Source organism: Mesorhizobium sp. DCY119 (assembly GCF_003590645.1).
Taxonomy (GTDB): domain Bacteria; phylum Pseudomonadota; class Alphaproteobacteria; order Rhizobiales; family Rhizobiaceae; genus Mesorhizobium_M.
The window spans coordinates 372,054-398,110 of sequence record NZ_CP031834.1 but is presented as its reverse complement, the minus strand read 5'-3'; the positions used below and the strand labels follow the sequence as shown (position 1 = coordinate 398,110).

Genomic DNA, 26,057 nt, shown 5'->3' with positions numbered 1-26,057 from the left:
ATGTCTGGCACCCTTCCTCTCCCTTTTTGAGGGGGAGAGGTGTCACGCGAAGCGTGACGGAGTGGGGGTCGGCTGTGCCATAGGTGATTGGCGTGCCGTAGGCCGGGAGAGGATGGATTGCCACCATGCCGTGCCCTCATCATAGCCGAGCCTCCCGGATCGCCGCGCGGATGCGGCTTGGCGTCGCCGGAACTTTCGTCACCAGAACGCCGGTGGCATGGCGGATGGCGTTGAGGATGGCCGGTGCGGTCGGGATCAGAACATGCTCGCCCAGACCCTTGGCCCCAAACGGTCCTTCCGGGTCCGGAACCTCCACCAGGATGGTTTCGATCGGCGGCACGTCGCCGATGGTCGGGATGAGGTAGTCGTGCAGATTCTCGGTGCGGCCGGGGATGTATTCCTCCATCAGCGCCATGCCGATGCCCTGCGCGATGCCGCCTTCGATCTGACCCTCGACAAGCAGCGGGTTGATGGCGCGGCCGACATCGTGTGCGGCGGTGATCTTGATCAGCTTGACCGTGCCGAGCTTCAGGTCGACTTCAAGCTCGGCAATCTGCGCGCCATAGCCATATTGTGCGTAGGGCGTGCCCTGGCCCTTTTCGTCCAGCGGCAAGGTCGGCGGATCGTAGGTCTCCTGCGCGCCGAAGACGAAACCGTCAGCATCCACGGCAAGCCCGGCGAGATCGACGCGGCGGGTGGCCTCGCCCTCGCGGATGACGAGCGCCGCGCCATCGAATTGCAGCGTTGCGCGCTCCGAGACATTGGCGAAGCGCAGGATCTTTTCACGCAAGCTCCGGCCCGACTTCTCCGCCGCCTTGCCGGAGACGAAGGTCTGGCGCGAGGCGGAGGTCTTGCCGGCGTCAGGCGTGATGGCGGTGTCGGCGCTGCGCAACACGATCAGCGACAGCGGCACGCCGAGCGCGTCGGCGGCGATCTGCGAAATCACGGTGTTGGAGCCCTGGCCGATATCGACCGCGCCCTGATGCAGCACCACCTTGCCGGCGGGGGAGATGCCGATCTTGATCGTCGAAGGATTGGGCAGCGAAGTGTTGCCGCAGCCATACCAGCAGGAGGCGACGCCAACACCGCGTTTCTTGGCCGTGTTTTCGGCATTGAAGTTTTCAGCATCGGCCAGCGCGCGCGCCCAATGCGGCTTCAGGGCTTCGAGGCACTCGGCAATGCCGACGCCGGCCTTGAGGACCTGCCCGGTAACCGTTTCGGAGCCGTTCCGAAGTGCGTTCATCAAGCGAAAATTCAGCCGGTCCAAGCCAAGCTTTTCGGCCATCGCGTCGTATAGCGTCTCCTGCATGATGGTCGCCTGCGGCACGCCGAAGCCGCGAAACGCGCCGGCGATCGGCCCGTTGGTGTGGATGGCGCGGCCAACGGCGCGATAGTTCGGCGTGGCATAGGGGCCGGAGGCGTGGACGGGCACGCGGTTGGCCACAGTCGGGCCCCAGCTTGCATAGGCGCCGGTGTTGAAATCGCCGGAGAACACCATGCCGGTGATGCGGCCCCCGGCATCCGCGCCGATGGTCGCCTTCATCGACGCCGGATGACGCTTCGTGGTCGACATCATGGATTCGTTGCGGGTGTAGGCAAGAGCGGCCGGCCGGCCGGTCTTCATCGCGACGAGGCCGATCAGCGGCTGCAGCGACACGTCCAGCTTGGAGCCGAAGCCGCCGCCCGTCGCCGTCGGCACGATGCGTACCTTTTCCGGCGCAAGGCCAAGAACTTTCGCGGTGTCGTCGCGGTCCATATAGGGCGCCTGCGTGCAGGCGGTGATGACCAGCGTGTCGCCGTCCATGTGCGCGAAACCGGCTTCCGGCTCGATATAGGCATGCTCGACGAAGGAAGTCTCGATCTCGCCGGATACAGTGTGCGCTGCCTTGGCGAGTGCCGCCTCAGGGTCGCCGCGCGCGACAAAACCCTGGGTCAGCAGATTGTGTTCGCGGCTTGGGTGGATGCGATGCGCATCTGCCGCCTGCGCCTCGCGCGGCTGAAGCATATACGGCAGTTCGGTCCACGTGATCGGGAATTTTGTCAGGTCGAGCGAGGTGATTGCCTCGCGCTCGCCGGCGACCAGCGCCACCGCCTCGCCGCGAAAGCGGGCGGTGTTTTCTGCGAGCGCCGGCTGGTCGGCGAAGGGCGGAATCACGCCAAAACAGTTTTTACCCGGGATGTCGGCGGCGGTGAAGACGCCAACGATGCCGGGGTTAGCCGCCTTGTAGGCGTCGAGGTCGCCGAAGGCGAAAGCCGCGTGGTAGTGCGGTGAGCGGATGACGGCGACAGCGAGCGCGTCGGCCGGAAAGCTGTCGCCACCGAATTTTTCGGTCCCGGTTACCTTTGGGATGCCGTCGAGGCGGACGGGCGAGGCGCCGACGGCGTGGCCGGTTTCGGGGAGGCGGCGGTTGAGGGTGCGCGAAAGGGTAATGTCTGTAGGGGTGTTCTGCGATGGCGCACTCTCTGCACCACCCCCCTCTGGCCTGCCGGCCATCTCCCCCGCAAGGGGGGAGATCACTCCGTCATAGGCTCCTTCGCCAATCGTCAACGTTGCAGGAGATGAGGCGGGGGCGAAGCTGCTGATCTCCCCCCTTGCGGGGGAGATGGCCGGCAGGCCAGAGGGGGGTGTTTCAGGATCAAGCGATGCGTTTATGAATCCCCCAGCCCCCATAACCGCCGCCACGATCTTCCGATACCCAGTGCAGCGGCACAGAATGCCGCCGAGCGCGTCCTGCACCTCAATCTCGCTAGGATGCGGGTTCCTGTCCAGCAGCGCCGTACCCGCCACCAGCAGTGCCGGCGTGCAGATGCCGCATTGGGCCGCACCATGTTCTAGGAATGACGCCTGCAGCGCCGAGAGCTTTCCGTTGGCAAGCCCTTCCACTGTACGCACGGACGATCCCGCGACCGATGCCGTCGGCACGAGGCAGGCGCAGGCCGGTTCGCCGTCGATGAGCACCGTGCAGGCACCGCAATCGCCGGCATCGCAGCCAACCTTGGTGCCGGTGAGGTGCAACTCGTCGCGCAGCAGTGCGGACAGGCGCTGGACCGGCGGCGCCGAGACGGAAACGGCGGCGCCATTGACCTCGAAGGTGATGTTGATGCGCTCCGAACTCATGCCGCCACCTTTGTCAGAGGTTGGTAGCCAGCAGCGGCAAGCACGGCGCGGGCAACGATCTCGCAGGCCGCCTCGCGCCGGTATTCGGCCGTGCCGCGCACGTCGTCGATCGGAGCGAGTTCGGGAAGCGATGTGGCAGCGACTGTCTCGGCCAGCGCCGGGCCAATGGGCAGGCCGCGCAAGGCGGCTTCAAGGCCGGCCAGCCGTTTGGCGACCAGCGAGCAGGAGCCGACCGCCACGGCAGCCTCAGTGACGGTGCCGTCTTCCACCACGATGCGGGCTGCCGCCATGGCAATGGAGATGACGAGATAACGGCGCGCACCGAGCTTGACGAAGGCGCTGGTGCCGGCAGTCGCGGATTTCGGGATGCGGATCGCCGTCACCATCTCACCGGGTTGTAAGGCGGTGCGGCGGTTGCCGAGAATGAAATCTTCGACCGGCAGGTGGCGCGTTGCACTGGCTGAACGCAACTCCACTTCAGCACCCAGCGTCAGCAGCGGCGGCACGCCGTCGGCGGCAGGCGAGGCGTTGCACAGATTGCCGGCGATGGAGGCGCGGTTCTGGATCTGCGCCGAGCCAACTTCACGCGCAGCAAGCTTCAGCCCGTCGAAAGCGGCGGGCAGGTCGTGCCGGATGATATCGGTCCAGGTCGTGCGCGCGCCGATGACGATATGGGAGCCGACCTCCGCGATGCCGCGAAGCTCGGAGAGCCCATTGATATCAAGCACATTTTCGCTGAGGGGCCTGTTGCCGAGCGCTGGATAAAAGTCGGTGCCGCCGGCCAGAATGCGCCACGGCCCTTCGCCAAGCAGCGCCAGCGCCTCATCGACATTTTTGGGTTTCGCGTAACGGATCACGCAATGCCTCCCGGCATGGCCGGCGCTCGAAAATTCATTCGCACACAAATGATATCAAGGTGGCGGAAATTGTCAAAGCGGGAGTTTGTCGGCCACCCTCCTGCGGCCAGAATTTCGCCTTTCAGCACAATGCCGGTTGACGTGGCGGCGGCTTCCGGCCAACGCTCAGCGCGATCATTTTTAGGGCCGGAGGTCACATGAAGGAAGACGCGCTTGTCGTCATCGACGTGCAGAACGATTTTTGCCCGGGCGGCAGTCTGGCGGTCGCTGGCGGCGATGAGATCGTGCCGCTGATCAACGAGATGATAGGCCGGTTCGAGCATGTCGTACTGACGCAGGACTGGCACCCCGCCGGCCATTCGAGTTTCGCTTCGCAGCATCCCGGCAAGCAGCCCTTCGAGACAACGAAAATGCCCTATGGCGACCAGACGCTGTGGCCGGATCACTGCATGCAGGGCACGGGCGGGGCGGCGTTCCACGAGGCGCTGGAATGGACCAAGGCCGAGATCGTCATCCGCAAGGGGTTTCGCAAGGCGATCGACAGCTATTCCGCCTTTTTCGAGAACGACCGCAAGACGCCGACCGGCCTTGGCGGCTACCTGAAGGAGCGCGGTATCGGCAGCATTACGCTGGTCGGCTTGGCGACCGACTTCTGCGTCGCCTATTCGGCGCTCGACGCGGTGAAGCTGGGGTTCGAGACGACCGTGCGGCTGGACGCCTGCCGGGCGATCGATCTTGGTGGTTCGCTGGAGATCATGGCGGGCAAGATGCGGGATGCGGGGGTGAAGCTGGTTTGAGCGCTGGCATAACCCTCCCCCTTGAGAGGAGGGTGGCGGCGAAGCCACCGGGTGGGGTCGTTGCGGCAGTGCTCGACGTCCTTTGCGTGCGTCGAGACCTGCATGAACGACCCCACCCGCTTCGCTCAGCGACCTCCCCTCAAGGGGGAGGTGGGCGTGGCGCCAGGTTACCCCACGCCGACATATCTCTGCACGAACGCCGGATCGGCCCGCAGTGCCTCGACACTAACGGTCTCCCGCGCACGCCCATTCTCGATGAAGGTCACGCGATCGGCGACTGACAGCACGGCATCGACGCGCTGCTCGACCAGAATGGTCGAGACGCCGCGCTCGCGCAACTTGGCCACCGTCTCGCGGATTTTGGCGATCATCGATGGCATCAGGCCTTCGGTCGGCTCGTCGAGCAGCAGCACCTCGGGTTCAAGGCAGAGCGCGCGGGCCATGGCCAGCATCTGCTGCTCGCCGCCCGATAGCGTGCCGGAGCGCTGGCCGAGCCGGTCGCGCAGCAGCGGGAAAAGGTCAAGCACGGCATCGCGCGTCGCCTTGCCCTTGGCGCGCGTCATCAGGCCGATCTCGATGTTTTCGGCCACCGTCATTTCGGCAAACAGCCGCCGGCCCTGCGGCACATAGGCGACGCCGGCTTTGGGCACGTCATGGGCGGCAAGGGTGGTCAGTTCGCGCTCGCCCAGCTTTATCGAACCGGTGCGCGCCGGCACCAGCCCCATGATCGCCTTCAGCGTTGTCGTCTTGCCGGCGCCGTTACGGCCGAGGAGACAAAGCACTTCGCCCTTTTTCAGCGTCAGCGAGAGGCCATGCAGTACCTGCACTTCGCCGTAAAAACAGTCGAGCCCGGAGACGGTCAGCGCGTCGCTCATGCCGGCTCCGTTCCGAGATAGGCGCGCTGGACCTCGTCATTGGCGCGGATGTCTTCCGGCGTACCCTCGGCAAGGATTTTGCCGGCATTCATGACGGTGATGCGGTCGGCCAGCCCCATCACCACCTGCATGTTGTGTTCGATCAGAAGCACGGTGGCGTCCTGTGCGATCTCGCGCACGAGGTCCATAAAGCCGGCGATCTCGCCATCGGACAGGCCCTGCGTCGGTTCGTCGAGGATCAGCAGGCGCGGCTTCAGTGCCAACCCCATGGCGACTTCGAGAAGCCGCTGATGGCCGTAGGACAGCGTGCCGGCGAGGCTGTTAGCGCGGTCGGCCAGGCCGGTGCGCTCGAGTGCTGTCATGACACCGGCATGCAGTTTTGCGCGCGAGCGGCCGTCGGTCAGCGTGCGCTGCATCGGCAAGGCGACATTGTCATAGGCGCTGAGATGGGCGAATACGCTGGTGATCTGGAACGTATAGGCAATGCCGCGGCGGACGCGCCGATAGGCCGGCAGATCGGTGATGTCGTTGCCGTCGAAGACGATGGTGCCCGAGCTCGGCATCACCCGGCCGCAGACGAGGCTGACGAAGGTTGTCTTGCCGGCCCCATTGGGGCCGATGATGGCGCGGATCTCGCCGGGCTGCAGCGAGAAATCGACGCCATCGACGGCGCGCAGCCCGCCATAGTTTTTCCTGAGATCGCGTGTGGTGAGTAGCGGCGTCATGGCAGCCACCGTATCCAGCGTTCGCGGATGGTGCCGAGAATGCCTTTCGGGAAATAGAGCACCAGCAGGATAAGCGCGACGCCGACGATCAGCAGATAGGCCGAAGTGTAGCTGGAGGTGATGTCGACGACATAATACATGAACAGCGTGCCGACGAAGGGGCCGAGCGTGGTGGCGGCACCGCCGAGCAGCACCCAGAGCAGCGGCAGGATCGAATACTGTACCGAGGCGAAGCTCGAGCCGACGTAGCCGAACAGCAGCGCATAGGCAGCACCCGCCGAGGCGCAGATGACACCGGAAACGACGACCGCGACGAGCTTATTCGCGAAGGTGTCGTAGCCGAGCATTTTCGTGCGCTCCTCGTTTTCGCGGATCGCCACCAGCACGCGGCCATGGGCCGAGCGGACGATGAACAGCGTGATCAATAGCACGATGGAAAACAGCGCAAGCGCCGCCATGTAGCGCGTCGCCGGATGGGTGAGGTCGAGATAGAAATCGCCGATAAAGAGGCGGCGGGTATCCTGGCCGAGAACGAGGCCATCGTCGCCGCGCGTCCATTCGCTGAAATAGAAGGTCAGGAGATAACAGACCTGCGCGAACATCATGGTGACGATCATGAAGGCGACGCCGGTGGTGCGCAGCGCCAGCAGGCCGATGGCGAGCGACAGAACAGCACCGGAGACAAGCCCGGCGGCAAAGGCTGCCGGCATGGCCCAACCGAAATGATAGGCGGTGAGCCCCGCGCCATAGAGCCCGGCTGCAAAGAACATGGCGTGGCCAAGGCTGAGCAGGCCAGCATAGCCGAACAGCATGTTGTAGCCCATGGCGAAGACGGAAAGCACCATGACGCGCGCGAGCACGCCATGGTGATATTCGGGGAGAATGAAATTCAGCGCGAACAGAATCGCAATGACGGCGATGTGGAGCAGGAAAACCTTGGCTGACGAGTTGTTTCCCGTCATCGGCTGGCCGTCCCGAACAGGCCTTGCGGGCGAAACACCAGCACCATGGCGACCAGCAGCGTGGCGATGATCTTGGCCAGCGTCGGCGAGAAGAAGGCCGAGATGATGCCGTCGGAAAGCCCGATCAGCACGGCGGCGATGACGGTGCCGCGCAGCGAGCCGAGGCCGCCGATGATGACGACGATGAAGGAGAGCAGCAGCGGGTCCATGCCCATCAGGTAGTGCGCCTGGGTGATCGGCACGATCAGCACGGCGGCGACCGCGGCCAGCATCGCCCCGAGCGCGAAGACGCCGGCATAGACGCGGTCGACGGGGATGCCGAAGGCCTGCGCGGTTTCGCTGTCATATTGCGTGGCGCGCATGACGAGGCCGATTTTCGTGCGCGTCAGCACGAACCATGTCGCCGTAAGCAGGACGATGGACGCGGCGATGATCGACAGCTTGTAGCCGGAATAGCCGAACCACGGGAACAGGATGCGATAGGTGAAAGGCGCATCGACCGGCCGCGCCTGCGGGCCGTAGAAAGTGAGCGCAAGCTGCTGGATGATGTAGAGCATGCCGATGGTGGCGACGATGGTCGCTTCGGGATTGTAGTTGAGCCGGCGCAGCACCAGCCGCTCGGCCACAAGCGCTACGGCCCCAACGATTAGCGGGCTGATGACGAGCGCCAGAAGGAAGCCTATCGCCGGATGGCCGGTGACCAGCGAGGCGGTCCACCAGGCCAGCACAGCACCCAGCATGAAGAACTCGCCATGGGCGACATTGACCACGCGCATGACGCCGAACACCAGCGACAGGCCAAGCGCCATCAGCGCCAGCACTGCACTTGTGACAAGGCCTTCGAGGGCGGCAAGGAGGAGGTGGGGTCCGAAGGCCATCAGTGACCGCCCTCGGGTTCGACCGGAGGCCATTGGCGGGAGGTGTGGACGAGCGCCATGATCGAAACGGCCTCGCCGGTGATCTGGTTGACAATCCGATAGTTCGAATGGGCAACGAACTCGCGCGTGCCGGTTATCGCACCCAGTTTTCCGGAGTAGGGAGAATGTGCCAGCAGCCTGGCGACGGCCCGAAAGCGAGTGTTCATGCGCCGTGCCGCCTGAGGATTGTCCAGCCAGATGTAGTCAATGATATCTTTCAGGTCTCGCTTTGCAGTAGCCGTCCATTCCAGCCTCACTCGGCAGCCTCTCGGCCTTTGTTCTCGAGCTTCGTGAGCAGCAGGTCCATCTCGGCTTCGACCTCCTCGTTCGAGAAGACCCGTCCAGCGGCGATGTCCGCGCGTGCAGCATCAACCTTGCGCTGCAGGAACGCGACATAGTCACGGTTCTGCTGGACAAAATCCCGCATGAATTCGCGCACGATCTGCGAGGCGGGGCGATCTTCGGCCTTTGCCGCCGCCATGAACGCATCGCGCAGTTCGGACTCCAGCTTCATCGTGAAGACAGCTTCTTTCGGCATGACAGCCTCCTTTGCGGTACTGATGACGTATATACGCCGTCAGTACCTTTCCGGCAACTTTCCTGCTTACAGCGACTGCGTCGTGTAATCCCCTTCGGCCTCGTACATGCCGTCCTCGATCGAGGTGCGGTGCACGACCTTCAGCTTGCCGCCTTCCACCTTGGAGATGTTCTGGTGGCCGAAGCACTGGTGGATCTTGCCGTTGAAGGTCTTGTCGCCCTGCGGATGCTCGGGGCCCTCCTTGAACTCGGTCAGCGCCTCGGTCGCCTCGACCAGCTTGCCGCGGTCTTCCGGCCCCTTGTAACCGGCGTCTTCCATCGCCTTCTTGATGACGTAGAGCGTTTCCCAGCAGCCGAACATATGGGCGGCGGTGGAGACGTCCTTCGGGTCGCCGACGGCGGCACCGTTCTCGTCGATGCCGACGGCGGCGCGATAGGCCTTCTGCGCGTCGGAATCGTTTTCCTGCGCGTAGCGCGGCGAGCCTTCCCAGAAATGGCTGCCATCGAGAAATTCGAGGCCGGGACTGTTGATGTCGACGGCTTCCAGCGAATCGATGAAGCCGAAGAGCTGGGGCCGGTTCGAGCCGTAGAATTCGCCGAGTTCCTTGACGAAGGTCAGCACGGCCGGGCCGACCATGACGTGGTAGATGACGTCGGTCTCAGCCGGAATCTGCGGGAAATAACGCGTGAAGGAGCTTTCGGTCGGCGGAATGGCGATCTGCGCGATGACCTCGGCGCCCTGCGCCTTCAGCGCCGGCGGCAGGTAATCGCGATGGTCGTAGCCGAACGCAAAATCCGGATAGATCATCGTGACCTTCTTGCCGGCATTAGCCGCTATCCACGGCGCGACCGACTGCACCTGGCTCTTCACATCGGTGATGCCGGGCTGGAAGCAGTAGCGGTTGAGCTTGGTGGAGGCGACGTGGTGGCCTTCGCTGACCACGTAGTATGGGATTTTCAGCTCGCCCGCCGTCGGCGCCGAGCCGATGACGACATGGGAAAACAGCGTGCCGAAGACGATGTCGGTCTTGTGCTGGCTGGCGAATTTGGCCACCACTTCGGCGCCGCGCTTGGGGTCGGTGCCGTCGTCCTCGATGACGATCTCGACAGGCCGCCCGGTGATGCCGCCGGCATCGTTGATCAGTTTCACGGCCGCCGCCGTGGTCTTTTCATACCAGCGGCCATAGGCGGCGCCGATGCCGGTGCGGTGCGACTGGAAGCCGATCTTGATCGGTGCTGAGCTTTGCGCCTGCGCATAGCGGACAAAGCCGGGCGCGGCGGCGAGGCCGACGGTCGCGGCAAGCCCCTTCAGCGCGGTGCGGCGGTTCAAGCGAAGGCCATCCGGCCCCAGAATCCTGCTTTTGTCGGTCATGTCGGTTCCCCTTGTCTTATGACTTATAACCGCTGATCAGCATCATTCGCCTCGCCCATTTTCGAGGCGAAAAATTGCATGTATACAAACTAAATCACCAAAGTTCCGGCATGGCAATAGCTGCTTCCCCAAGGGGAAGTTCGAGCTGTGTTCCAGCTTGAAAACAGCATCAGCCGGCGGTCGGTGTCGACAGCAGCCACAGGCCGAAAACGGTATAGCCGATCATCAGGACCGTCAGCGGCAACTGGCTGAGCGCGGCCTGTCTGGCGGTCGGATGCAGGCGGTAGGCCAGACCATGCGCGATGAGGACGGCCAGCACATGCCCGCCAATGATTGCCGCGGCCTGCGCGTTCCACAATGTCCAGGCGGATTGGTAGCCGGCGACGATGCCAGCGCCGACCTGAAAGCCGGCGGTGCCGAAAAGGTTCCAGCCGCTGGAAAACGGGTCGGACAATGCCACCAGCGCATATTGGCCGTTGACGAGGAAGGCCGTGAGATAGTGCGAAAAGTGATAGGCGAGCGCGATCGGCACGATCGACCAGATCAACAGCCCGGCAGATTTGGCGAAGGGCAGGCGGCTGCCGGCAAGGCGCTCGCCGAGGAACACGGCCAGCAGGTACACGCTTGATAGGGCGACGAACACTAGCGCCAGCCCGACCGTGTTCGTCGTCATCACGGCCGAGCGGCCCGGAAATTCCAGCGGATTGATGCCGTTGAGGCCGAGCCAGAAGAAGGTTTTGGACAGGCCATCGAAGGAAACGGAGCTAAGCGCCAGCAGGAGAAAGAACATGCCGCTAGCCGGCAAAGGATTTTCCGCCCAGAGCTTCGTGCCGGGGAGACAGAGTTTTGCCGATATGCCCCGGGATGACGCCCGGTGATCGGCCTCGACCACCCCAAACCGTGACACCATGCGAAAAAACACCGACAGGAATTCGCCGCGCCGGCTCCAGTCTTCATAACCGAAGGCGATGACAGCCAAGAAGCTCAGCAGCCAGTAGATGCCAGCTGCCCAGGCGAGCCGCGCGGGGTCGTCGGGTGCAGGATCGATCAGCTCGAACCAGGCGAAGGCGAAGAACAATATGAGCGCCGGCCAGTAGCCGGCCCATTCGGGCATTCGCCTGTCGCGCAGCACCGGAAAGATGACAGTCGCGACGCGCCACGGCCCGTACCACGGGTTGATCCATGCCCAGAGATTGCCGAACAGGCCCTGCACCAGCGTCAGCCCGACCCACAGCAGCGTCCAGACGGTCAGCGGCAGCGGGTTGGAAAGCGGATCGCGGCTGCCGAAAAAGCCGGCGCCGACCAGAACGGCGAAAATGGCGAAGGCGATGAGGCTGGTGAAGACGCGCGAGCTTTCATTGAGCGGGAAAAGCGCAAGACGTTTGGCGGCGATGCGTTCCAGCAGGGCTGGCGGCAAGACGGCCAGCACCAGAAAACTTGCGGCAACGGCGATAGCGCCGCCGGTGAGGTAGTAGCCGGTCGGCATGAGCAGGACATAGCCGCGATCGGAAGCGTGGGCGAAGGCGGGACTGGCAGGCAGGAGTAAAGCGAGAGTGAGGAACAGGATAGCCGGTCCAGAATGAGAAAACTGGAATCCGTGCCCTACGTCACCACCCCCCTCTGTCCTGCCGGACATCTCCCCCGCAAGGGGGGAGATCGGCAATGGCCATGCCGCCTCATTCCTTGCAACGTTTGAGGTTGGCGAAGGCTCTGATGATAGCGTGATCTCCCCCCTTGCGGGGGAGATGTCCGGTAGGACAGAGGGGGGTGGTGACGAGAGCAGCGGTGTCAAGATTTAATCTCCCGATTGCTCCAGCCTGCCTACTAGCCCCTCACACCTTCACCAAATGCTCCACGCGGTCCTTCTCGCCAAAGATCCGCAGGTACCGCTCTATCTCGCGTTTGTCGCCGGTCGCCTTGGCCGGATTGTCGGAGAGTTTCACCGCCTCACGGCCGTTGACCTTGGTGACCTTGCAGACCAGTGAGATGGCGTTGAGGCCGCGGGTTTCCATCGGCGCGCAGCCTTCGAAATCATTGGTCAGGTTGGTGCCCCAGCCGAAGGACATGCGCACCTTGCCTTTGAAATGGCGGTACGTCTCCTCGATCGTCTCGACCTCAAGCCCATCGGAGAAGATCAGCAGCTTCTTCTTCGGGTCGACGCCCTTCTCGCGCCACCAGGCCATGATCTTTTCGCCGGCCTCGATCGGCGGGGCGCTGTCGGGGCGGAAGCCGGTCCAGTCGGCGATCCAGTCCGGCGCGTCGCGCAGGAAGGCGGTGGTGCCGAAGGCGTCGGGCAGGACGATCAGGAGGTTGCCGCCATAGTAACGCTGCCAGTCCTGCAGCACCTTGTAAGGCGACTTGCGCAGCTCCTGCTCGCTGTTGGTCAGTGCCGCCAGCACCATCGGCAGCTCATGGGCGTTGGTGCCGAGCGCTTCGAGGTCGTTGTCCATGGCCAGAAGCACGTTCGACGTGCCGGTGAAGGCCTCGCCGATGCCTTCCTTGAGCGCCTCCACGCACCAGCGCTGCCACAGGAAGCTGTGGCGGCGGCGCGTGCCGAAGTCGGAAATCTTCAAGTCCGGCAAAAGCCGCAGCCGCTCGGTCTTGGTCCACAGCTTGGCCTTGGCGCGGGCATAGAGAACGTCGAGCGCGAATGGCGCGAACGGCTTCATCGCCGAGCGCGAGCGCAATTCGTTGATGATGGCGAGCGCCGGGATTTCCCACAGCGTCGTGTACATCCACGGCCCGTGGAATTCGAGCTCATACTGGCCGTCGCGCTTGGTCAGCTCATATTCGGGAAGCTGGAAATCCTCCAGCCAGGCCAGGAATTCCGGCTCGAAAATCTGCTTGCGGCCATAGAAGGTGTTGCCGCCCAGCCAGATCATCTCCTTCTTGCTGAAGCGCAGCGTGCGGGCATGGTCGAGCTGGTCGCGCAGCTCCTGCTCGTCGATTTCCTCGCCGAGCTTCACCGAGGTGGTGCGGTTGATCAGCGAGAAGGTGACGTCGACATTCGGATACATGCCCCAGATCATCTGGAGCATCAGCAGCTTGTAGAAATCGGTATCGAGCAGGCTGCGCACGATGGGGTCGAGCTTCCATGCGTGATTGTAGACGCGCCGCGCAATATCGGTTTTCGCCATTCACCAAGTGCCTTTTCATGCCGCTTCGGACTGTCCGACAGCGCTAATATCACTGAATTTGGTATTGCGCTTCATGATTGCCGCTCTGGACCGACAAAAAATGAGCCGGCGACAGAGATTGGTTACGGCTCGGCAGGGGCGTTTGTCTTCTGCGAACGGCGCTTGCGGATGCTGATCTGGCCGGCGACGGCTGCCTCGGTCCGGCCCGCCGCCTCCTCGCCTTCGCCGTAGAGCCAGTCGATGAAGACCTGCGCCACGGGCGCCGAGCGCACCTCGTTGCGGCAGATGACGTAGAAGGCGTAGCTGGCGGGAACCGACAGGTTGAACGGCGTCACCAGCTGGCCCTTGGCGAGCAGGCCGCTGGCGGTGACGGAATCGCCGAGCGCAACGCCATGGCCGCTGATCGCCGCCTCGGTCGACAGCCGCGCGTCGCTGAAATGGTGTTCGCGCCCGCGGTTCAGGTCCAGCGCTTCGGCTGCGGCAAGCCAGGTGTGCCATTCGCGGCCGTCATCGCCATGCAGCATGACGTGGTCGGCAAGGTCGCGGATGGTGCGGATGGGCCGGTTGTTGATCAGCGTCGGGCTCACCACCGGAAAGAGTTCCAGATTGAGCCATTTCTTCAGCCAGCAATCGGCCCAGTTGCCATCGCCATAGTGCACGCAGACATCGATATCGGGCGAGCGGATATCCTGCGGGTCGTTGGAGGCGATCAGCTTGAGCCTTATGTCGGGAAAACGCGCCATGAAACTGCCGAGGCGCGGGATCAGCCACAGCGACAGCAGCGCCGGCACGCAGCTTATGGTCAGCGTGCCGGAACTCGTCGGCCGCGTCATGCGCGCGGTGGCCGCCGCGATGCCGTCGAAGGCGCTCGATACCGCCGGCAGAAGCTCTGCGCCCTGCGGCGTCAGCTTGAGCCGCTGGCCGATACGCTCGAACAGCTTGACCCTAAGCGAAAGTTCCAGCGCGCGGATCTGGTGGCTGATGGCGCCATGGGTGACGTTGAGCTCGCCGGCGGCCTTGCTCAGCGAGCCATGCCGCGCCGTTGCTTCGAAGGCGCGCAGCGGGTTCAGCGGTGGCAGGCGCTTGCTCATAGGTGGTTTCCGGTAGCACTCACATGTGAGAAAATCTCACAATCGAAGCTTTAACAATATCAATTGATTTTTCAACGCGCCTGCCCAAGAATTCAGACGGAACAGAAGGTGCGGGATTGCACTTTCACGCAGGAGCGAGACGGCGAAAACGCCGCGAGGGACTCCGGCAGACCACCGTCCAGTACGGCAATTCAGGGAGACTACCGGCATGGGTTTCGATCGTGGCAAGCTCGACGCGTTGCGCCGCAAATATGGTGAGAGCCATGGCGGCGAACTGTTTAACCCCCAGTTCCGGCGCGTCGCCGACAAGATTTTCTCCAAGAGCGGCACGCGGCTGGCGCCCTATTCGGGCATCCCGACCTTCCTGACCGCGCCTTACGTGCAGGTTGACAACGACAATCCCGATTTCGGCGATCTCCAGGTTGCGATGATCGGCGTGCCGATGGATCTCGGCGTCACCAATCGTCCTGGCTCCCGCTTCGGCCCGCGCGCGCTGCGCACCATCGAGCGCATCGGGCCGTATAATCACGTGCTGGACTGCGCCCCGGTGCAGGATCTGCGCGTCGCCGATATTGGCGACGTGCCGTTCCAAAGCCGCTATCGTCTCGAGCTCAGCCATGACGACATCGAGCGGCGCATCAACCAGATCGTCGATGCCGGCGTGCTGCCGTTGTCGGTCGGCGGCGATCATTCGATCAGCCATCCGATCCTTAAGGCGGTCGGCAAGAACCGCCCGGTCGGCATGATCCATATCGATGCGCATTGCGACACCGGCGGCGCCTACGACCTGACCAAATTCCACCATGGCGGCCCGTTCCGCAACGCGGTGCTCGACGGCGTGCTCGACCCGACGCGCACGGTCCAGATCGGCATTCGTGGCTCGGCCGAATATCTGTGGGAGTTCACCTATGAATCCGGCATGACGGTCATCCACGCCGAAGAGGTGACGGGCATGGGCATTCCCGCCGTCATCGAGAAGGCGCGCAAGATCGTCGGCGACGGCCCGACCTATCTTTCCTTCGACATCGACAGCCTCGACCCGGCGTTTGCGCCCGGCACCGGCACGCCGGAAGTCGGCGGGCTGACGACGCGCGAGGTCCTGGAAATCCTGCGCGGCCTGAAGGGGCTCAACCTCGTCGGCGGCGACGTCGTCGAAGTGGCGCCGCAATATGACTCGACCACCAACACCGCCCATGCCGGCGCGCAGGTTCTGTTCGAGATCTTGAGCCTGATGGTGTTCAGTCCCGCCGTCAAAGACAGGAAGGCCTGATCCAGTTTTAGCCATCGGCCTGGAACCGATGGCAGGGCGGCCCGCCTGGGCCGCACCGACAATAATGATTTTCCAGAAGGGGAACCAAAATGACCATGCATTCGCATCTCAAATCGTCCTTTGCCGCGTTGCTGCTGCTCGGCAGCGCCGCCATCGCCACGCAGCCAGCCCACGCTGATGCCCTTGAAGACATCGCAAAGGCCGGCGTCATCAATGTCGGCGTCTTTGCCGACTTTCCGCCCTTCTCCTCGGCCAGTGCCGATATGAGCCTCAAGGGCTACGACATGGAAGTCGCGCAGTTCATCGCCGACTCGCTGAAGGTAAAGCTCAACACGGTCGCGGTGACCGGCCAGAACCGCATTCCCTACCTGACCGACCATCGCGTCGACCTGTTGATGAGCGTCGGCTACAGCAAGGAGCGCGAGCAGGTCATCGACTTCGCCGTGGCTTACGCCCCTTACTATATCGCGGTGATCGGACCCGCCGCCCTTGAGGTCAAGGACAAGGCCGCGCTGGCCGACAAGAGCATCGCCGTGAACCGCGGCACGCTGGAAGACACGTCGCTTACGGAAGCGGCCCCGGCCACAGCCGACATCAAGCGCTTCGACAATTACAATGCCGTGATCCAGGCCTTCATCTCGGGCCAGACCCAGCTGATGGTCGTCGGGAACGATGTCGGCGCGCAGGTTCTGGCGCGCCAGGAAGCGCTCAAGCCCGAGCAGAAGTTCCAGCTGCTGACCTCTCCCTCGCATATCGGACTGAACAAGAACGAAGAGGGGCTGAAGAAGGCGATCAACGACGCCGTCGCCAAGATGCTGGCCGACGGACAGCTGAACAAGGCATCGGAGGAATGGCTGAAGACGCCGCTCAATCCTGAAAACCTCAAGGATTGATCTGTGGGCTACAGCCTCGATTTCGGCTGGCTTTACGAGGCCTCGGGCGCAATCGCCCGGGGTGCTGCCGTAACGGTCATGCTGATCGTGGTGACGACGCTGGCCGGGACGTTCATCAGCGTTCTTGCCGCCGCCGGCCGGCGCAGCGGCTATCGCTGGCTCCGCCTGGCGATAACCGCCTATGTCGAGGTGATCCGCAACACGCCGTTTCTGGTGCAGCTATTTTTCATCTTCTTCGGCCTGCCCAGCCTCGGCATCAGGCTCGACCCGATCCTCGCCGCGGTTCTGGCGATGACGCTCAACATGGCGGCCTATACGACGGAGATCGTCGGTGCCGGTCTTGATGCGGTGCCGGTCGGCCAGAAGGAAGCGGCACTGTCTTTGGGCTTGCGGCCGCGACAGGTGTTCGTCAAGATCGTGCTGCCGCAGGCGCTGAAGGTCATCTTCCCGGCGCTGACGAGCCAGATCGTGATCATGATGCTCGAATCCGCAGTCGTATCGCAGATCGCCGTCCGCGAACTCACTTATGAAGCCGACATGCTGCAGGCCAGGACCTTCCGCGCCTTCGAGACCTATTTCGTCGTGACAATGGTCTATCTCGGCCTTTCGATCGCGCTGCGGCGCATGCTGGTTTCGGTCGGGCGCCGCACACTCTCGGCAGGTGTGACATGATCGAGTTCACCTTCTGGGACATTCTGCGAAACCTGCTGTTTGCCACGCGCTGGACGATCCTCTTGTCGATCGCAGCCTTTGTCGGTGGCGGCGTGGTCGGCATCGTCATCCTCTTCCTCAGGATATCCAAGGCGAAATGGCTTCGCCGCTTTGCCAGCGGCTACATCGCCCTGTTCCAGGGAACACCGCTTCTGATGCAGCTTTTCCTGATGTTCTTCGGCCTGCCGATGCTCGGCTTTCGCATCGAGCCGTGGACGGCGGCGGTGCTTGCGCTGACCTTCTTTGCCAGCGCCTATCTGGCCGAGATCTGGCGGAGCGGCGTCGACGCATTGCCGCGCGGCCAGTGGGACGCGGGCGCGAGCCTGGGACTGCACTATATTCAGGAACTGCGCCTCATCATCCTGCCGCAGGCGTTCTCGATCACGCGGGCGCCGATCGTCGGCTTCCTCGTCCAGCTCATCAAAAGCACGGCACTGACCTCGATCATCGGCTTCGAAGAGCTTCTCAGGACATCGAATGCGATCAACAATGCGACGTTCGAACCCTTCACCGTCTATGGGCTGGTCGCGCTGATCTTTTTCGTGCTGTGCTATCCGCTCACCCAATATGCCAGAATGCTGGAGAGCCGTGCTGCCGCACATTGAATTCACTTGAACGACCGTGGGAACAGCCGCAAAAGCGGCATGAATAGAGGAGAACGAAAATGACCGAATTTCTGAAAACCAGTCTCAGCCGCCGCGGCGTGCTGGGCGCAGGCGTTGCGGGTGCCGCATTGCTTGCCATGCCTGCCGTGCTGCGCGCGCAGGACAAGTCGCTGAAGGTCGGCGTCTATGGCGGCTACTTCAAGAAGTCCTTCGACGAGCACATCTTCCCGGAATTCACCAAGGCGACCGGCATTGCGGTGGAGTCCATCGCAGAGCCGACCGGTGAAGCCTGGCTTGTGCAGCTCGAACAGGCAGCCAAGGCAGGCCAGGCGCCGGCCGACGTTTCGATGATGTCGCAGACCTCGACGCTGAAAGGCCAGGCGACCGAACTGTGGACGCCGATCGATATCGCCAAGATCAAGCATGGTGGCGACCTGCTCGACCGCTTCGTCAACAAATATCCGGACGGCCGCATCGCCGGCGTCGGCGCGGTGGCGTGGTACATCACGCTGGTCACCAACACCGATGTCTACAAGGAAGCGCCGACCTCCTGGGAAGCCCTGTGGGACCCGGCCAATGCCGACAAGCTCGGCCTCCTGGCGCTCGCCTCCAACTCCTTCCTGCTGGAAGTGACCGCCAAGACCTTCATGGGCGGCACCAATGCGCTCGACACCGAGGAAGGCCAGTTGAAGGCTTTCGAGAAGCTCGCCGAGGTCAAGCCGAACGTCCGCCTCTGGTATCGCGACGAGGCGCAGTTCGAACAGGCGCTGAAGTCGGGTGAAATCCCGATGGGCCAGTATTACCATGACGTCACCGGCCTTGCCGCCGCCGACGGCCAGCCGGTACGCTCGACCTTCCCGAAGGAAGGCGGCATTCAGGATTCCGGCAACTGGGTCCTGACGCGCGCGTCCAAGAAGGTCGACGAGGCGCATGCCTTCATCGACTATATGAGCCAGCCGGCGATCCAGGGCCTGATGTCGCGCAAGGTCGGCACCGCGCCGACGCTGAAGAAGGAAGTGCTCGATCTCAAGCCGGAAGAGTTCGCCGCCGTGTCTTCCGACATCGAGCCGATCATCCCGCGCTACGATCTCTACACGACCAAGTCCGACTGGATTAACCAGAAGTGGACCGAGCTGATCGTCGGGTAAACGGCGGTTCTTCCTTCTCCCCGTCACTATACGGGGAGAAGGTGGCCCGAAGGGCCGGATGAGGGGCAGCGTCTCATTTTCAGAAGCTGGCTCCGCCCCTCATCTGCCTGCCGGCATCTTCTCCCCGTATAGAGACGGGGAGAAGAAGTAAGCGGCGACCTTTTCGCCTTATCCCTTACCCGCATATGATAAGCAAAAGAGCAGGGTAACCAGTATGTCCGGCCTGTCACTGAACGACATCACCAAGGAATTCGGCGACTTCAAAGCCGTCGACAATGTCGCGCTGAACGTGCCGCACGGCACCTTCGTCTGCCTCCTCGGCCCATCGGGCTGCGGCAAGACCACGCTGCTGCGGATGATCGCCGGGCTGGAGGAGCCGACCAGCGGCAGGATCGTCATCGATGACGAGGACATCACCTCCGTCCCGACCCACAAGCGCAATCTCGGCATGGTTTTCCAGTCGCTGGCGCTGTTTCCGCATCTGTCGGTTGGTGACAACATCGCCTATTCGCTGCGCATTCGCGGAGCGTCGAAGCAGGACCAGAAAAGCCGAGTCGATGAGCTGCTCAAGCTTATCCATCTGCCGGGCTTTGCCGACCGGCCCGTCGCCAAGCTTTCGGGCGGCCAGCGCCAGCGCGTCGCCATCGCCCGCGCGCTTGCGCTTTCGCCACGCCTGTTCTTGCTCGACGAGCCGATGTCGGCGCTCGACGCCAAGCTGCGCGAATCCATGCAGGTCGAGCTGCGCCAGTTGCAGCAGAAACTCGGCATCACCACCATCGTCGTCACCCACGACCAGCGCGAGGCGATGACCATGGCCGATCTGGTCGTGGTGATGGGCGAGGGCCGCATCCGCCAGGCCGCCGCCCCGGTCGAAATCTACCGCAAGCCTGCGGACGCTTTTGTTGCGGATTTCATAGGCTCGACCAACCTTCTGCCGATCACCGCCGACAGCGCCGGCCGCGCTACCGTTCTGGGATCGGCCATTCCCGGCCTGACGCTTCCCTCCGGCGTTTCGAACGCCTCGGTTTCGGTACGGCCCGAGGACGTCCACCTCACCGCCCCCGGCAATGGCGCGATCGACGGCACCGTCACCTTCGTGCGCGATCTCGGCGGCACGATCGAAACCTTCGTCGAGGCAGGCGGCAAGACCATCATCGCGGTCGCCACGCCGCGCGAGCGGCCCGAAGTCAAGGTCGGGCAAAGCGTCGGCATCGTGCTGCCGCCCGAAAGCTGCGTGGTGCTGAAGTCATGAGACGCGAGGCGCCGCGCACCATCGCCGACTACACGCCGCTGTTCTTTCCGGCGCTGATGCTGATCGTGTTCTTCGTCGTGCCGTTCTCGACCATGATCGCGGTCAGCTTCTTCAAGCGCGACCCGGCCGGCTTCTACAAGACCGATTTCGTCTTCGACAATTATGCGCGCTTCCTGTCGACCTTCTTCGGCAGCGTGCTCGGTTTCTCGCTGATGCTGGCGGTATTGGTCGCCATCTGCTGCATCGCCATCGCCTTTCCCTTCACCTATCTGCTGACGAAGCGCTCGCGCAAGGTGCAGACGGTGTGGCTGGTCTGCCTGCTTTCGGTGCTGTCGCTGTCGGAAGTCATCATCGGCTTTGCCTGGTCGACGCTGTTTTCGCGCACCGCCGGCATCACCAATCTGCTGGTCGCGGTCGGTCTGATGTCGCAGCCGCAGGCGCTGTTGCCGGGCTTCGGCGCGGTGCTGACCGGCATGGTCTACCAGGCACTGCCCTATACGATCCTCGTGCTTTACCCCGCCCTCGTGCGGCTCGATCCGACATTGCTTGAGGCCGCGCGCACGCTCGGCGCCTCGCCGGTGCGCGCCTTCTTCAACGTCGTGACGCCGGCGCTGCGCAACACGCTGGTGGCAACGCTGATCATGGTCTTCGTCTTCGCGCTCGGCTCGTATCTCTTGCCGCAAATCCTCGGCCGGCCGCAGCACTGGACGCTGTCGGTGCTCATTACCGATCAGGCGATCTACCAGTCCAACATGCCTTTCGCGGCAGCCATGGCCGTGTTCCTGGTGCTGATGTCGCTGGCGCTGGTCGGGCTTACCTTGCTGGTCGGCAGACGGGAGAATGCGGGATGATGGAAAAACTGCTTCGCCGGCTTTATTTCGTCCTCGTCGCGCTGTTTCTCGCAGCACCCTTGATCGTCGTGCTCGGCGTCTCGGTCAACGAGAAACAGGATTTGTCATTCCCGCCAAAGGGCTTTTCGCTCGCCTGGTACGCGCAGATCTTCATGGACCCGGAATGGCGCAGTGCGCTGATCGCCTCGCTGCTGCTGGCGATCTCGGCGGCAGCCCTTGCGGTGGCGATTGCGCTGCCGCTGGCGTGGTTCCTGTGGCGGCGCCATGCGTCCTGGGCGCATATCTTCCAGCTTCTCGGCGTCGCGCCCTTTATTCTCCCGCCGGTCATCACCGCGCTTGGCTTCCTGACCTTCTGGGCGACGACGGGCTTTTACGGCCAGCCATGGACGGCAGCAATCAGCCACGCGATCTTCTTCGTCACGCTGCCGCTGGTGACGCTGTCGCTGGGCTTCGCCTCCATTGATCGCTCGCTCGTGGAGGCCGCCGCGACCATGGGCGCCGACGACCGCACGATTGCAAGAACCGTGGTGCTGCCGCTGATCCTGCCCTATCTCGTTTCCGGCTATGCCTTCGCCTTCGTGCTGTCGCTCAACGAATACATCGTTGCCTATATGACCATCGGCTTCACCATGGAAACGCTGCCGATAAAAATCTTCAATGCGCTGCGCTACGGTTATACGCCGACCATGGCCTCGGTGTCGGTGTTCTTCGTCGCGATCGCCGCTCTCGTCTTCGGGCTGATCGCCAGGTTCGGCGATATCCGAAAACTGCTCGGCGCCATGGGCTCGGAGGGTAAGTGATGAGACTGGCGGCACTCCAGATGCAGGCCGTGGCCGGCGATGTCGCGACCAATCTTGCGCGCATCGAACGGGCGGTGCGCGAGGCGGCAAGTAACGCTGCCGATCTGCTTGTCACGCCCGAACTCGCCGTCACCGGCTATGGCGCGGGCGAGGCGGTGAAGGCACTGGCCGAGCCTGCGGGCGGTGATCTGGCCGCCCGGCTATCAGCGCTGTCGGCAGAAACCGGCGTCGCGATGGTCATCGGCTTTGCCGAGCGCGACAGTGAGACGATCTACAACAGCGCGCTTTATGTCGATGGCTCAGCGGCTGCGGTCATCTACCGAAAGTCCCATCTCTACGGGCCTTACGAGCGCGGTCTGTTCCAGCCGGAAAGGCCGACCGCCTGCGTGGTCGACCATCGTGGCGCAAAGATCGGCCTGCTGATCTGCTATGATGTCGAATTTCCCGAAAATGTCCGGCGCCTTGCTCAGGCCGGCGTCGATGCGGTCATCGTGCCGACGGCGCTGCCGGCAAGCGACCATGACGAATTCATCGCCCGAAAGCTTATCCCGGTGCGTGCCTTCGAGAACCAGATTTTCGTCGCCTATGTGAACCATTGCGGCGCGGACGCTCTGTTTGCCTATGCCGGTCTTTCAGGCATTGCCGCACCCGACGGCACCATGTTGGCCGAGGCCGGTAGAAGCGCCGAGGCATTGCTGTTCGCTGAAATCCGCCCCGCCGATTACGAAGCCTCGGCGGCGGCGAATTCCTATCTGATCGATCTCAGAGTCTAGCCATCCCGGTCAGGCCGAGCTGGTCGCGCCGCAGCCAGCGCCACATCAGCAGCACCGCCACCACCGCAAGCCCCACCGACAGGCCGATCCAGATGCCGACGCCGTGGAAGCCGAAATGGAAGGCCAGCACCACGCCGAGCGGCAGGCCGACGCCCCAATAGCCGATCGCCGCGTAGATCATCGGTATCGTCGTGTCGTGCAAGCCGCGCAACATGCCGGCAGCCACCGCCTGCGCGCCGTCGACGATCTGAAACAGCGCCGCCAGCGCCAGGAACGACACGGCGAGGCCGATGACGACCGCGTTGGCCGGGTCATGGAGATCGATAAAGGCGCTGATCAACAGGCGCGGCCACAGGATCATCGCGAGCGCGGTCAGCGCCATGAAGGAAACGCCCATGACGAAGGCGGTCCAGCCGGCGCGGCTGATGCCCTCCGGATTCTGCGCGCCATAGGCCAGGCCTACGCGTACCGTCACCGCCTGGTTCAGCCCCAGCGGCACCATGAAGCTGATCGAGGCGATCTGGATGGCGATCGCGTGTGCTGCCAGCGACGGTGAATCGATCAGGCCCATGAACAGCGCGGCGGCATTGAAGATGGTGACCTCGAAAGCCAGGATGCCAGCGATCGGCAGGCCGAGCTTCAGAAGCCCGACGAAACGCGGCCAGTCCGAGCGCCAGAAGCGGCCGAACAGGCGATAGCGCCGGAATTTCGGTTCCATCATCACCACGGCGGCCATGCCGATGAACATCAAGGCGCTGGACAGGCTCGTCGCCAGCCCGGAGCCGGCGATGCCCATGGCCGGAAAGCCGAGATTGCCGAACATCAGGCACCAGTTGGCGAGCACGTTGAAGGCGACCGCGACGAAGACGATGGCCAGCGCCCAGCCCGGACGTTCCAGCGCCGAGATGAAGGAGCGCAGCACGATGTAGCCGTAGAAGGGCAGCACCGCCCATTGCAGCCAGCGCACATAGATGCCGGCCTGCGCGGCGAGCGCCGGTTCCTGCCCCATGGCAAGCAATATGGCCTCCGCATTCCACAACACGATCCAGATCGGGATCGAAACGAGGATGGCGAGCCAAAGCCCCTGGCGCACGGTGCGGCGCAGGTCGCGCACCGAATGACGCCTGCGGCCGAGTTCGGTAGCGATCATCGGCGATGTCGCGAGCATCAGGCCGAGCCCGAAGATCAGCGGTGCGAAATAGAGATTGGCGCCAAGCGCACCGGCGGCGAGCGTATCGGCGCTGAGCCGGCCCATCATCATCACGTCGGTGGCCGTCATCGCGGTCTGGCCGAGATTGGTCAGGATCATCGGCCAGGCCAGCGCCAGCATCGCGCGAATTTCGAGACGCCAAGGGTTTGCCGAAGCTCTCGCCTCGACCTGTATCGCAGACATTTTTCTAACTTTCAGGGGCGAACCGCGGCGAAAATCATGCCGCCAGTCGCGTTTTTACGGAAAAACAGACGGTTTTTCCGATTTTGAACGCCTTTTGAACCAAATGTTCCCGTTAAGCAAGCCACCAGCGTCGCCGACAATTGAGCCAGGGTGAGGTGGCTACGTCTTACTTCCCTTAATGGAAGGGCAATTTGTCCCTCTCGTGAAAGGGAAGGCACTTGCATCCGGCACGGCCTACCCCCAGTCCGTCTCGGCTTTGCCGAGACGGACTGGGGGTCGAATTCCATACGCGATAATCCCTCCCTATTGAGGCGAAGGATAGTGGCCGCGTCGCCTACAGCCCCTCCAGCACTTGCCTCTGCCGATGCATTTCAAGGAAAATCCGGTAGTCGCGCTCAAAACCTTTCCGCGCCGCCGGGTTGGGTTTGCGCTCGCGTCCGCCCTGCTGCATGGCCGCTGCCGCCTCAGTAAGCGTCGGATAGAGGCCACCTGCCGCCGCTGCCGCCATGCCGGTGCCGAACAGGACTGCTTCGTCGGCTAAGGGTTCTATCACCGTGCAGCCGGTGGCATCGGCATAGAGTTCCATCAGCAGCGGGTTCTTGGTGTGGCCGCCGGTGACATGCAGCGTGTCGATGACATAGCCGTTCTCGTTCAGCGTCTCGAGAATGTGGCGCACGCCGAGCGCTATGCCGACGGCAGTGCGCCAGTAAAGCCGGCACAGGCTGTCGAAGGAGGCGTCGAGCGTCAGGCCGGAGATGACGCCGACCGCATGCGAGTCGGCCAGCGGCGAGCGGTTGCCGTGAAAATCGGGCAGCACATGCAGCCGCGACGCGAATGCCTCGCCTTCTTCCGCCCGCAGCGCCATGACGCGCTCGGCGATCCTGCCATGCATGGCGGCATCCGGTTCGCCGCCGGCGCCGTGCCAGCGGATGATATGGTCGAGCAAAGCGCCCGTCGCCGATTGGCCGCCTTCGCTGGTCCAGCAGTCCGCCAGCGTGACCCCGAAATAGGGGCCCCAGCCGCCGGCGAAGGGACGCGGCTCCGGCGACATCGCCATGACGCAGCTCGACGTGCCGGCAATCAGCGCCATATGCCGCTCTATGCTGGCGAAATCGCCGACGAAGCGGCCAAGCACGCCGAGCGCACCGGCATAGGCGTCGATCAGCCCGGAGCCGACGCGGCAGGCGGTGGTGAGGCCGAGCGCTTCCGCGGCCTGCGGGGTAAGCGGGCCGAGGTCGGCGCCGACGGGGCTCGCCCGCTCCGGCAGGTTCCCGCGTGCCAGAAGATCGCCGAGCGCGACCGTGTTGAGAAAATCGTCCTGCCAGCCGGGCGTCTCGTGGGCAAGGTAGGTCCATTTGCAGGTCAGCGTGCATTGCGAGCGCGCCGTCGAGCCAGAAGCTTTCCAGGTCAGGAAATCGGCCAGATCGAAGAAGTATCCGGTCTTCTGCCACTGGCCCGGAAGATGGCGCTTCAGCCACATCAGCTTGGGAATTTCCATCTCGGGCGACATGACGCCGCCGACATGGTCGAGCACATGATGACCGGTGGCGGTGCATTCGTCGGCCTCGGCCAGCGCCCGGTGATCCAGCCAGACGATGGTGTCCCAGCGGTTGTCGCCGTCGTCTGAAACACTGAGCTGGTTTGCCTCCACATCGCGCACCACCAGCGAGCAGGTGGCGTCGAAGGAGATACCGACGATGTCTTCCGGCTTCACCGCGGCCTTTTCGCGCGCCGCCTTTACCGCCGCGCAGACCGCCATCCAGATGTCTTCCGAATCATGCTCGGCATGACCGGGCTTGGGCTGGCGCATGGCAATCTTGTGGTCGGCGCGGCCGAGCAGATTGCCCTCACGGTCGAGAATGCCGGCGCGCGCGCTGCCGGTTCCGACATCGACTGCGCAGACGAACCCCGCCATCAGCAGGCGGGCTTTCTGGATTTCGGGGAGCGAGGGCGAAGCATCATGGCTGGCAGAA

Annotated in this window: 24 protein-coding genes; 10 read left to right on the top strand and 14 right to left on the bottom strand. The window is 63.5% G+C overall.

All coding sequences use genetic code 11. The features are described from left to right. Positions 1–139: 139 nt before the first annotated feature. Positions 140–3,118 (bottom strand): molybdopterin-dependent oxidoreductase, encoded by a 2,979-nt coding sequence (locus DZG07_RS01910; RefSeq protein ID WP_119813877.1) that lies wholly within the window; start codon positions 3,116–3,118, stop codon positions 140–142. Next, positions 3,115–3,975 carry a xanthine dehydrogenase family protein subunit M gene (locus tag DZG07_RS01905; RefSeq protein ID WP_119813875.1) on the bottom strand — a complete coding sequence of 287 codons (861 nt, stop codon included), beginning with the start codon at positions 3,973–3,975 and terminating at the stop codon, positions 3,115–3,117. Before DZG07_RS01905 ends, DZG07_RS01910 begins: the two co-directional genes overlap by 4 nt. Positions 3,976–4,172: 197 nt before the next feature. Between DZG07_RS01905 and pncA the strand changes: the two genes are divergently transcribed. Beyond that, positions 4,173–4,772, top strand: a complete 600-nt coding sequence (gene pncA / locus DZG07_RS01900) for a bifunctional nicotinamidase/pyrazinamidase (protein WP_119813873.1) — start codon at positions 4,173–4,175, stop codon at positions 4,770–4,772. A 167-nt stretch (positions 4,773–4,939) separates the two neighbouring features. Here pncA and DZG07_RS01895 read toward each other — a convergent pair whose 3' ends face one another. From DZG07_RS01895 to gcvA, 10 genes are all read right to left on the bottom strand, one after another. Then, the gene (locus DZG07_RS01895) at positions 4,940–5,647 is read right to left on the bottom strand and encodes an ABC transporter ATP-binding protein (RefSeq protein ID WP_119813871.1); all 708 of its coding nucleotides are present in this window, start codon (positions 5,645–5,647) and stop codon (positions 4,940–4,942) included. Further along, positions 5,644–6,372 (bottom strand): ABC transporter ATP-binding protein, encoded by a 729-nt coding sequence (locus DZG07_RS01890; RefSeq protein ID WP_119821299.1) that lies wholly within the window; start codon positions 6,370–6,372, stop codon positions 5,644–5,646. The genes DZG07_RS01895 and DZG07_RS01890 overlap by 4 nt, the downstream gene beginning before the upstream one ends. Continuing rightward, positions 6,369–7,334, bottom strand: a complete 966-nt coding sequence (locus tag DZG07_RS01885) for a branched-chain amino acid ABC transporter permease (protein WP_119813869.1) — start codon at positions 7,332–7,334, stop codon at positions 6,369–6,371. Before DZG07_RS01885 ends, DZG07_RS01890 begins: the two co-directional genes overlap by 4 nt. Then, positions 7,331–8,212 carry a branched-chain amino acid ABC transporter permease gene (locus tag DZG07_RS01880; RefSeq protein WP_119813867.1) on the bottom strand — a complete coding sequence of 294 codons (882 nt, stop codon included), beginning with the start codon at positions 8,210–8,212 and terminating at the stop codon, positions 7,331–7,333. The genes DZG07_RS01885 and DZG07_RS01880 overlap by 4 nt, the downstream gene beginning before the upstream one ends. Continuing rightward, positions 8,212–8,508, bottom strand: coding sequence for a type II toxin-antitoxin system RelE/ParE family toxin (locus DZG07_RS01875; RefSeq protein WP_119813865.1), 297 nt, complete (start codon positions 8,506–8,508; stop codon positions 8,212–8,214). The genes DZG07_RS01880 and DZG07_RS01875 overlap by 1 nt, the downstream gene beginning before the upstream one ends. Then, positions 8,505–8,789, bottom strand: a complete 285-nt coding sequence (locus DZG07_RS01870) for an antitoxin of toxin-antitoxin stability system (protein WP_119813863.1) — start codon at positions 8,787–8,789, stop codon at positions 8,505–8,507. The genes DZG07_RS01875 and DZG07_RS01870 overlap by 4 nt, the downstream gene beginning before the upstream one ends. Positions 8,790–8,855: 66 nt before the next feature. Next, positions 8,856–10,160 carry an ABC transporter substrate-binding protein gene (locus DZG07_RS01865; protein WP_119813861.1) on the bottom strand — a complete coding sequence of 435 codons (1,305 nt, stop codon included), beginning with the start codon at positions 10,158–10,160 and terminating at the stop codon, positions 8,856–8,858. Between the two features lie 169 nt (positions 10,161–10,329). After that, positions 10,330–11,796: a hypothetical protein gene (locus DZG07_RS01860; RefSeq protein WP_119813859.1), complete on the bottom strand. Its 1,467-nt coding sequence runs from the start codon at positions 11,794–11,796 to the stop codon at positions 10,330–10,332. 196 nt (positions 11,797–11,992) lie between these two features. Then, on the bottom strand, positions 11,993–13,297 hold the full coding sequence (gene pncB, locus DZG07_RS01850) for a nicotinate phosphoribosyltransferase (RefSeq protein WP_119813856.1): 1,305 nt from the start codon (positions 13,295–13,297) through the stop codon (positions 11,993–11,995). A gap of 122 nt (positions 13,298–13,419) precedes the next feature. Then, positions 13,420–14,388 (bottom strand): transcriptional regulator GcvA, encoded by a 969-nt coding sequence (gcvA, locus tag DZG07_RS01845; RefSeq protein ID WP_119813854.1) that lies wholly within the window; start codon positions 14,386–14,388, stop codon positions 13,420–13,422. A gap of 208 nt (positions 14,389–14,596) precedes the next feature. On the opposite strand from gcvA, the gene speB reads away from it, so the two are divergent. The 9 genes from speB (at position 14,597) to DZG07_RS01800 (ending at position 22,691) form a co-directional block, all read left to right on the top strand. Next, entirely contained in the window at positions 14,597–15,658 is a 1,062-nt protein-coding gene (gene speB / locus DZG07_RS01840; RefSeq protein WP_091911518.1) for an agmatinase, read from the top strand. 89 nt (positions 15,659–15,747) lie between these two features. Beyond that, a complete protein-coding gene (locus DZG07_RS01835) occupies positions 15,748–16,551 on the top strand; it encodes a transporter substrate-binding domain-containing protein (RefSeq protein ID WP_119813852.1) in 804 nt (267 codons plus the stop codon). A 3-nt stretch (positions 16,552–16,554) separates the two neighbouring features. Continuing rightward, the gene (locus DZG07_RS01830; protein WP_119813850.1) at positions 16,555–17,223 is read left to right on the top strand and encodes an amino acid ABC transporter permease; all 669 of its coding nucleotides are present in this window, start codon (positions 16,555–16,557) and stop codon (positions 17,221–17,223) included. Further along, positions 17,220–17,867, top strand: coding sequence for an amino acid ABC transporter permease (locus DZG07_RS01825; protein WP_091911512.1), 648 nt, complete (start codon positions 17,220–17,222; stop codon positions 17,865–17,867). Before DZG07_RS01830 ends, DZG07_RS01825 begins: the two co-directional genes overlap by 4 nt. 59 nt (positions 17,868–17,926) lie before the next feature. Then, positions 17,927–19,015 (top strand): ABC transporter substrate-binding protein, encoded by a 1,089-nt coding sequence (locus DZG07_RS01820; RefSeq protein ID WP_091911511.1) that lies wholly within the window; start codon positions 17,927–17,929, stop codon positions 19,013–19,015. A 214-nt stretch (positions 19,016–19,229) separates the two neighbouring features. Beyond that, on the top strand, positions 19,230–20,267 hold the full coding sequence (locus DZG07_RS01815) for an ABC transporter ATP-binding protein (protein WP_119813848.1): 1,038 nt from the start codon (positions 19,230–19,232) through the stop codon (positions 20,265–20,267). After that, entirely contained in the window at positions 20,264–21,118 is an 855-nt protein-coding gene (locus DZG07_RS01810; protein ID WP_091911507.1) for an ABC transporter permease, read from the top strand. Before DZG07_RS01815 ends, DZG07_RS01810 begins: the two co-directional genes overlap by 4 nt. Then, positions 21,118–21,918 carry an ABC transporter permease gene (locus tag DZG07_RS01805; protein WP_119813846.1) on the top strand — a complete coding sequence of 267 codons (801 nt, stop codon included), beginning with the start codon at positions 21,118–21,120 and terminating at the stop codon, positions 21,916–21,918. The genes DZG07_RS01810 and DZG07_RS01805 overlap by 1 nt, the downstream gene beginning before the upstream one ends. Then, the gene (locus DZG07_RS01800) at positions 21,915–22,691 is read left to right on the top strand and encodes a carbon-nitrogen hydrolase family protein (RefSeq protein WP_162931532.1); all 777 of its coding nucleotides are present in this window, start codon (positions 21,915–21,917) and stop codon (positions 22,689–22,691) included. The genes DZG07_RS01805 and DZG07_RS01800 overlap by 4 nt, the downstream gene beginning before the upstream one ends. Here DZG07_RS01800 and DZG07_RS01795 read toward each other — a convergent pair. Together DZG07_RS01795 and DZG07_RS01790 are read right to left on the bottom strand one after the other, a co-directional pair. Further along, complete coding sequence (locus DZG07_RS01795; protein WP_119813842.1) at positions 22,681–24,084, bottom strand: MATE family efflux transporter; 1,404 nt, start codon at positions 24,082–24,084, stop codon at positions 22,681–22,683. The two genes, DZG07_RS01800 and DZG07_RS01795, sit on opposite strands and share 11 nt — an antisense overlap. Positions 24,085–24,418: 334 nt before the next feature. Beyond that, on the bottom strand, positions 24,419–25,999 hold the full coding sequence (locus DZG07_RS01790; protein WP_197716831.1) for an FGGY-family carbohydrate kinase: 1,581 nt from the start codon (positions 25,997–25,999) through the stop codon (positions 24,419–24,421). Positions 26,000–26,057 lie beyond the last annotated feature (58 nt).

Bases quoted from the DNA above. Each gene is read 5' to 3' on its own strand.
- DZG07_RS01795 (WP_119813842.1), bottom strand. From the start codon at position 24,084: ATGTCTGCGATACAGGTCGAGGCGAGAGCTTCGGCAAACCCTTGGCGT.
- pncA (WP_119813873.1), top strand. From the start codon at position 4,173: ATGAAGGAAGACGCGCTTGTCGTCATCGACGTGCAGAACGATTTTTGC.
- DZG07_RS01885 (WP_119813869.1), bottom strand. From the start codon at position 7,334: ATGACGGGAAACAACTCGTCAGCCAAGGTTTTCCTGCTCCACATCGCC.
- DZG07_RS01865 (WP_119813861.1), bottom strand. From the start codon at position 10,160: ATGACCGACAAAAGCAGGATTCTGGGGCCGGATGGCCTTCGCTTGAAC.
- DZG07_RS01870 (WP_119813863.1), bottom strand. From the start codon at position 8,789: ATGCCGAAAGAAGCTGTCTTCACGATGAAGCTGGAGTCCGAACTGCGC.
- DZG07_RS01890 (WP_119821299.1), bottom strand. From the start codon at position 6,372: ATGACGCCGCTACTCACCACACGCGATCTCAGGAAAAACTATGGCGGG.
- pncB (WP_119813856.1), bottom strand. From the start codon at position 13,297: ATGGCGAAAACCGATATTGCGCGGCGCGTCTACAATCACGCATGGAAG.
- DZG07_RS01790 (WP_197716831.1), bottom strand. From the start codon at position 25,999: ATGGCGGGGTTCGTCTGCGCAGTCGATGTCGGAACCGGCAGCGCGCGC.
- DZG07_RS01910 (WP_119813877.1), bottom strand. From the start codon at position 3,118: ATGAGTTCGGAGCGCATCAACATCACCTTCGAGGTCAATGGCGCCGCC.
- DZG07_RS01820 (WP_091911511.1), top strand. From the start codon at position 17,927: ATGACCGAATTTCTGAAAACCAGTCTCAGCCGCCGCGGCGTGCTGGGC.
- DZG07_RS01880 (WP_119813867.1), bottom strand. From the start codon at position 8,212: ATGGCCTTCGGACCCCACCTCCTCCTTGCCGCCCTCGAAGGCCTTGTC.
- DZG07_RS01895 (WP_119813871.1), bottom strand. From the start codon at position 5,647: ATGAGCGACGCGCTGACCGTCTCCGGGCTCGACTGTTTTTACGGCGAA.
- DZG07_RS01805 (WP_119813846.1), top strand. From the start codon at position 21,118: ATGGAAAAACTGCTTCGCCGGCTTTATTTCGTCCTCGTCGCGCTGTTT.
- DZG07_RS01860 (WP_119813859.1), bottom strand. From the start codon at position 11,796: ATGTCCGGCAGGACAGAGGGGGGTGGTGACGTAGGGCACGGATTCCAG.
- DZG07_RS01815 (WP_119813848.1), top strand. From the start codon at position 19,230: ATGTCCGGCCTGTCACTGAACGACATCACCAAGGAATTCGGCGACTTC.
- speB (WP_091911518.1), top strand. From the start codon at position 14,597: ATGGGTTTCGATCGTGGCAAGCTCGACGCGTTGCGCCGCAAATATGGT.
- DZG07_RS01810 (WP_091911507.1), top strand. From the start codon at position 20,264: ATGAGACGCGAGGCGCCGCGCACCATCGCCGACTACACGCCGCTGTTC.
- gcvA (WP_119813854.1), bottom strand. From the start codon at position 14,388: ATGAGCAAGCGCCTGCCACCGCTGAACCCGCTGCGCGCCTTCGAAGCA.
- DZG07_RS01835 (WP_119813852.1), top strand. From the start codon at position 15,748: ATGACCATGCATTCGCATCTCAAATCGTCCTTTGCCGCGTTGCTGCTG.
- DZG07_RS01825 (WP_091911512.1), top strand. From the start codon at position 17,220: ATGATCGAGTTCACCTTCTGGGACATTCTGCGAAACCTGCTGTTTGCC.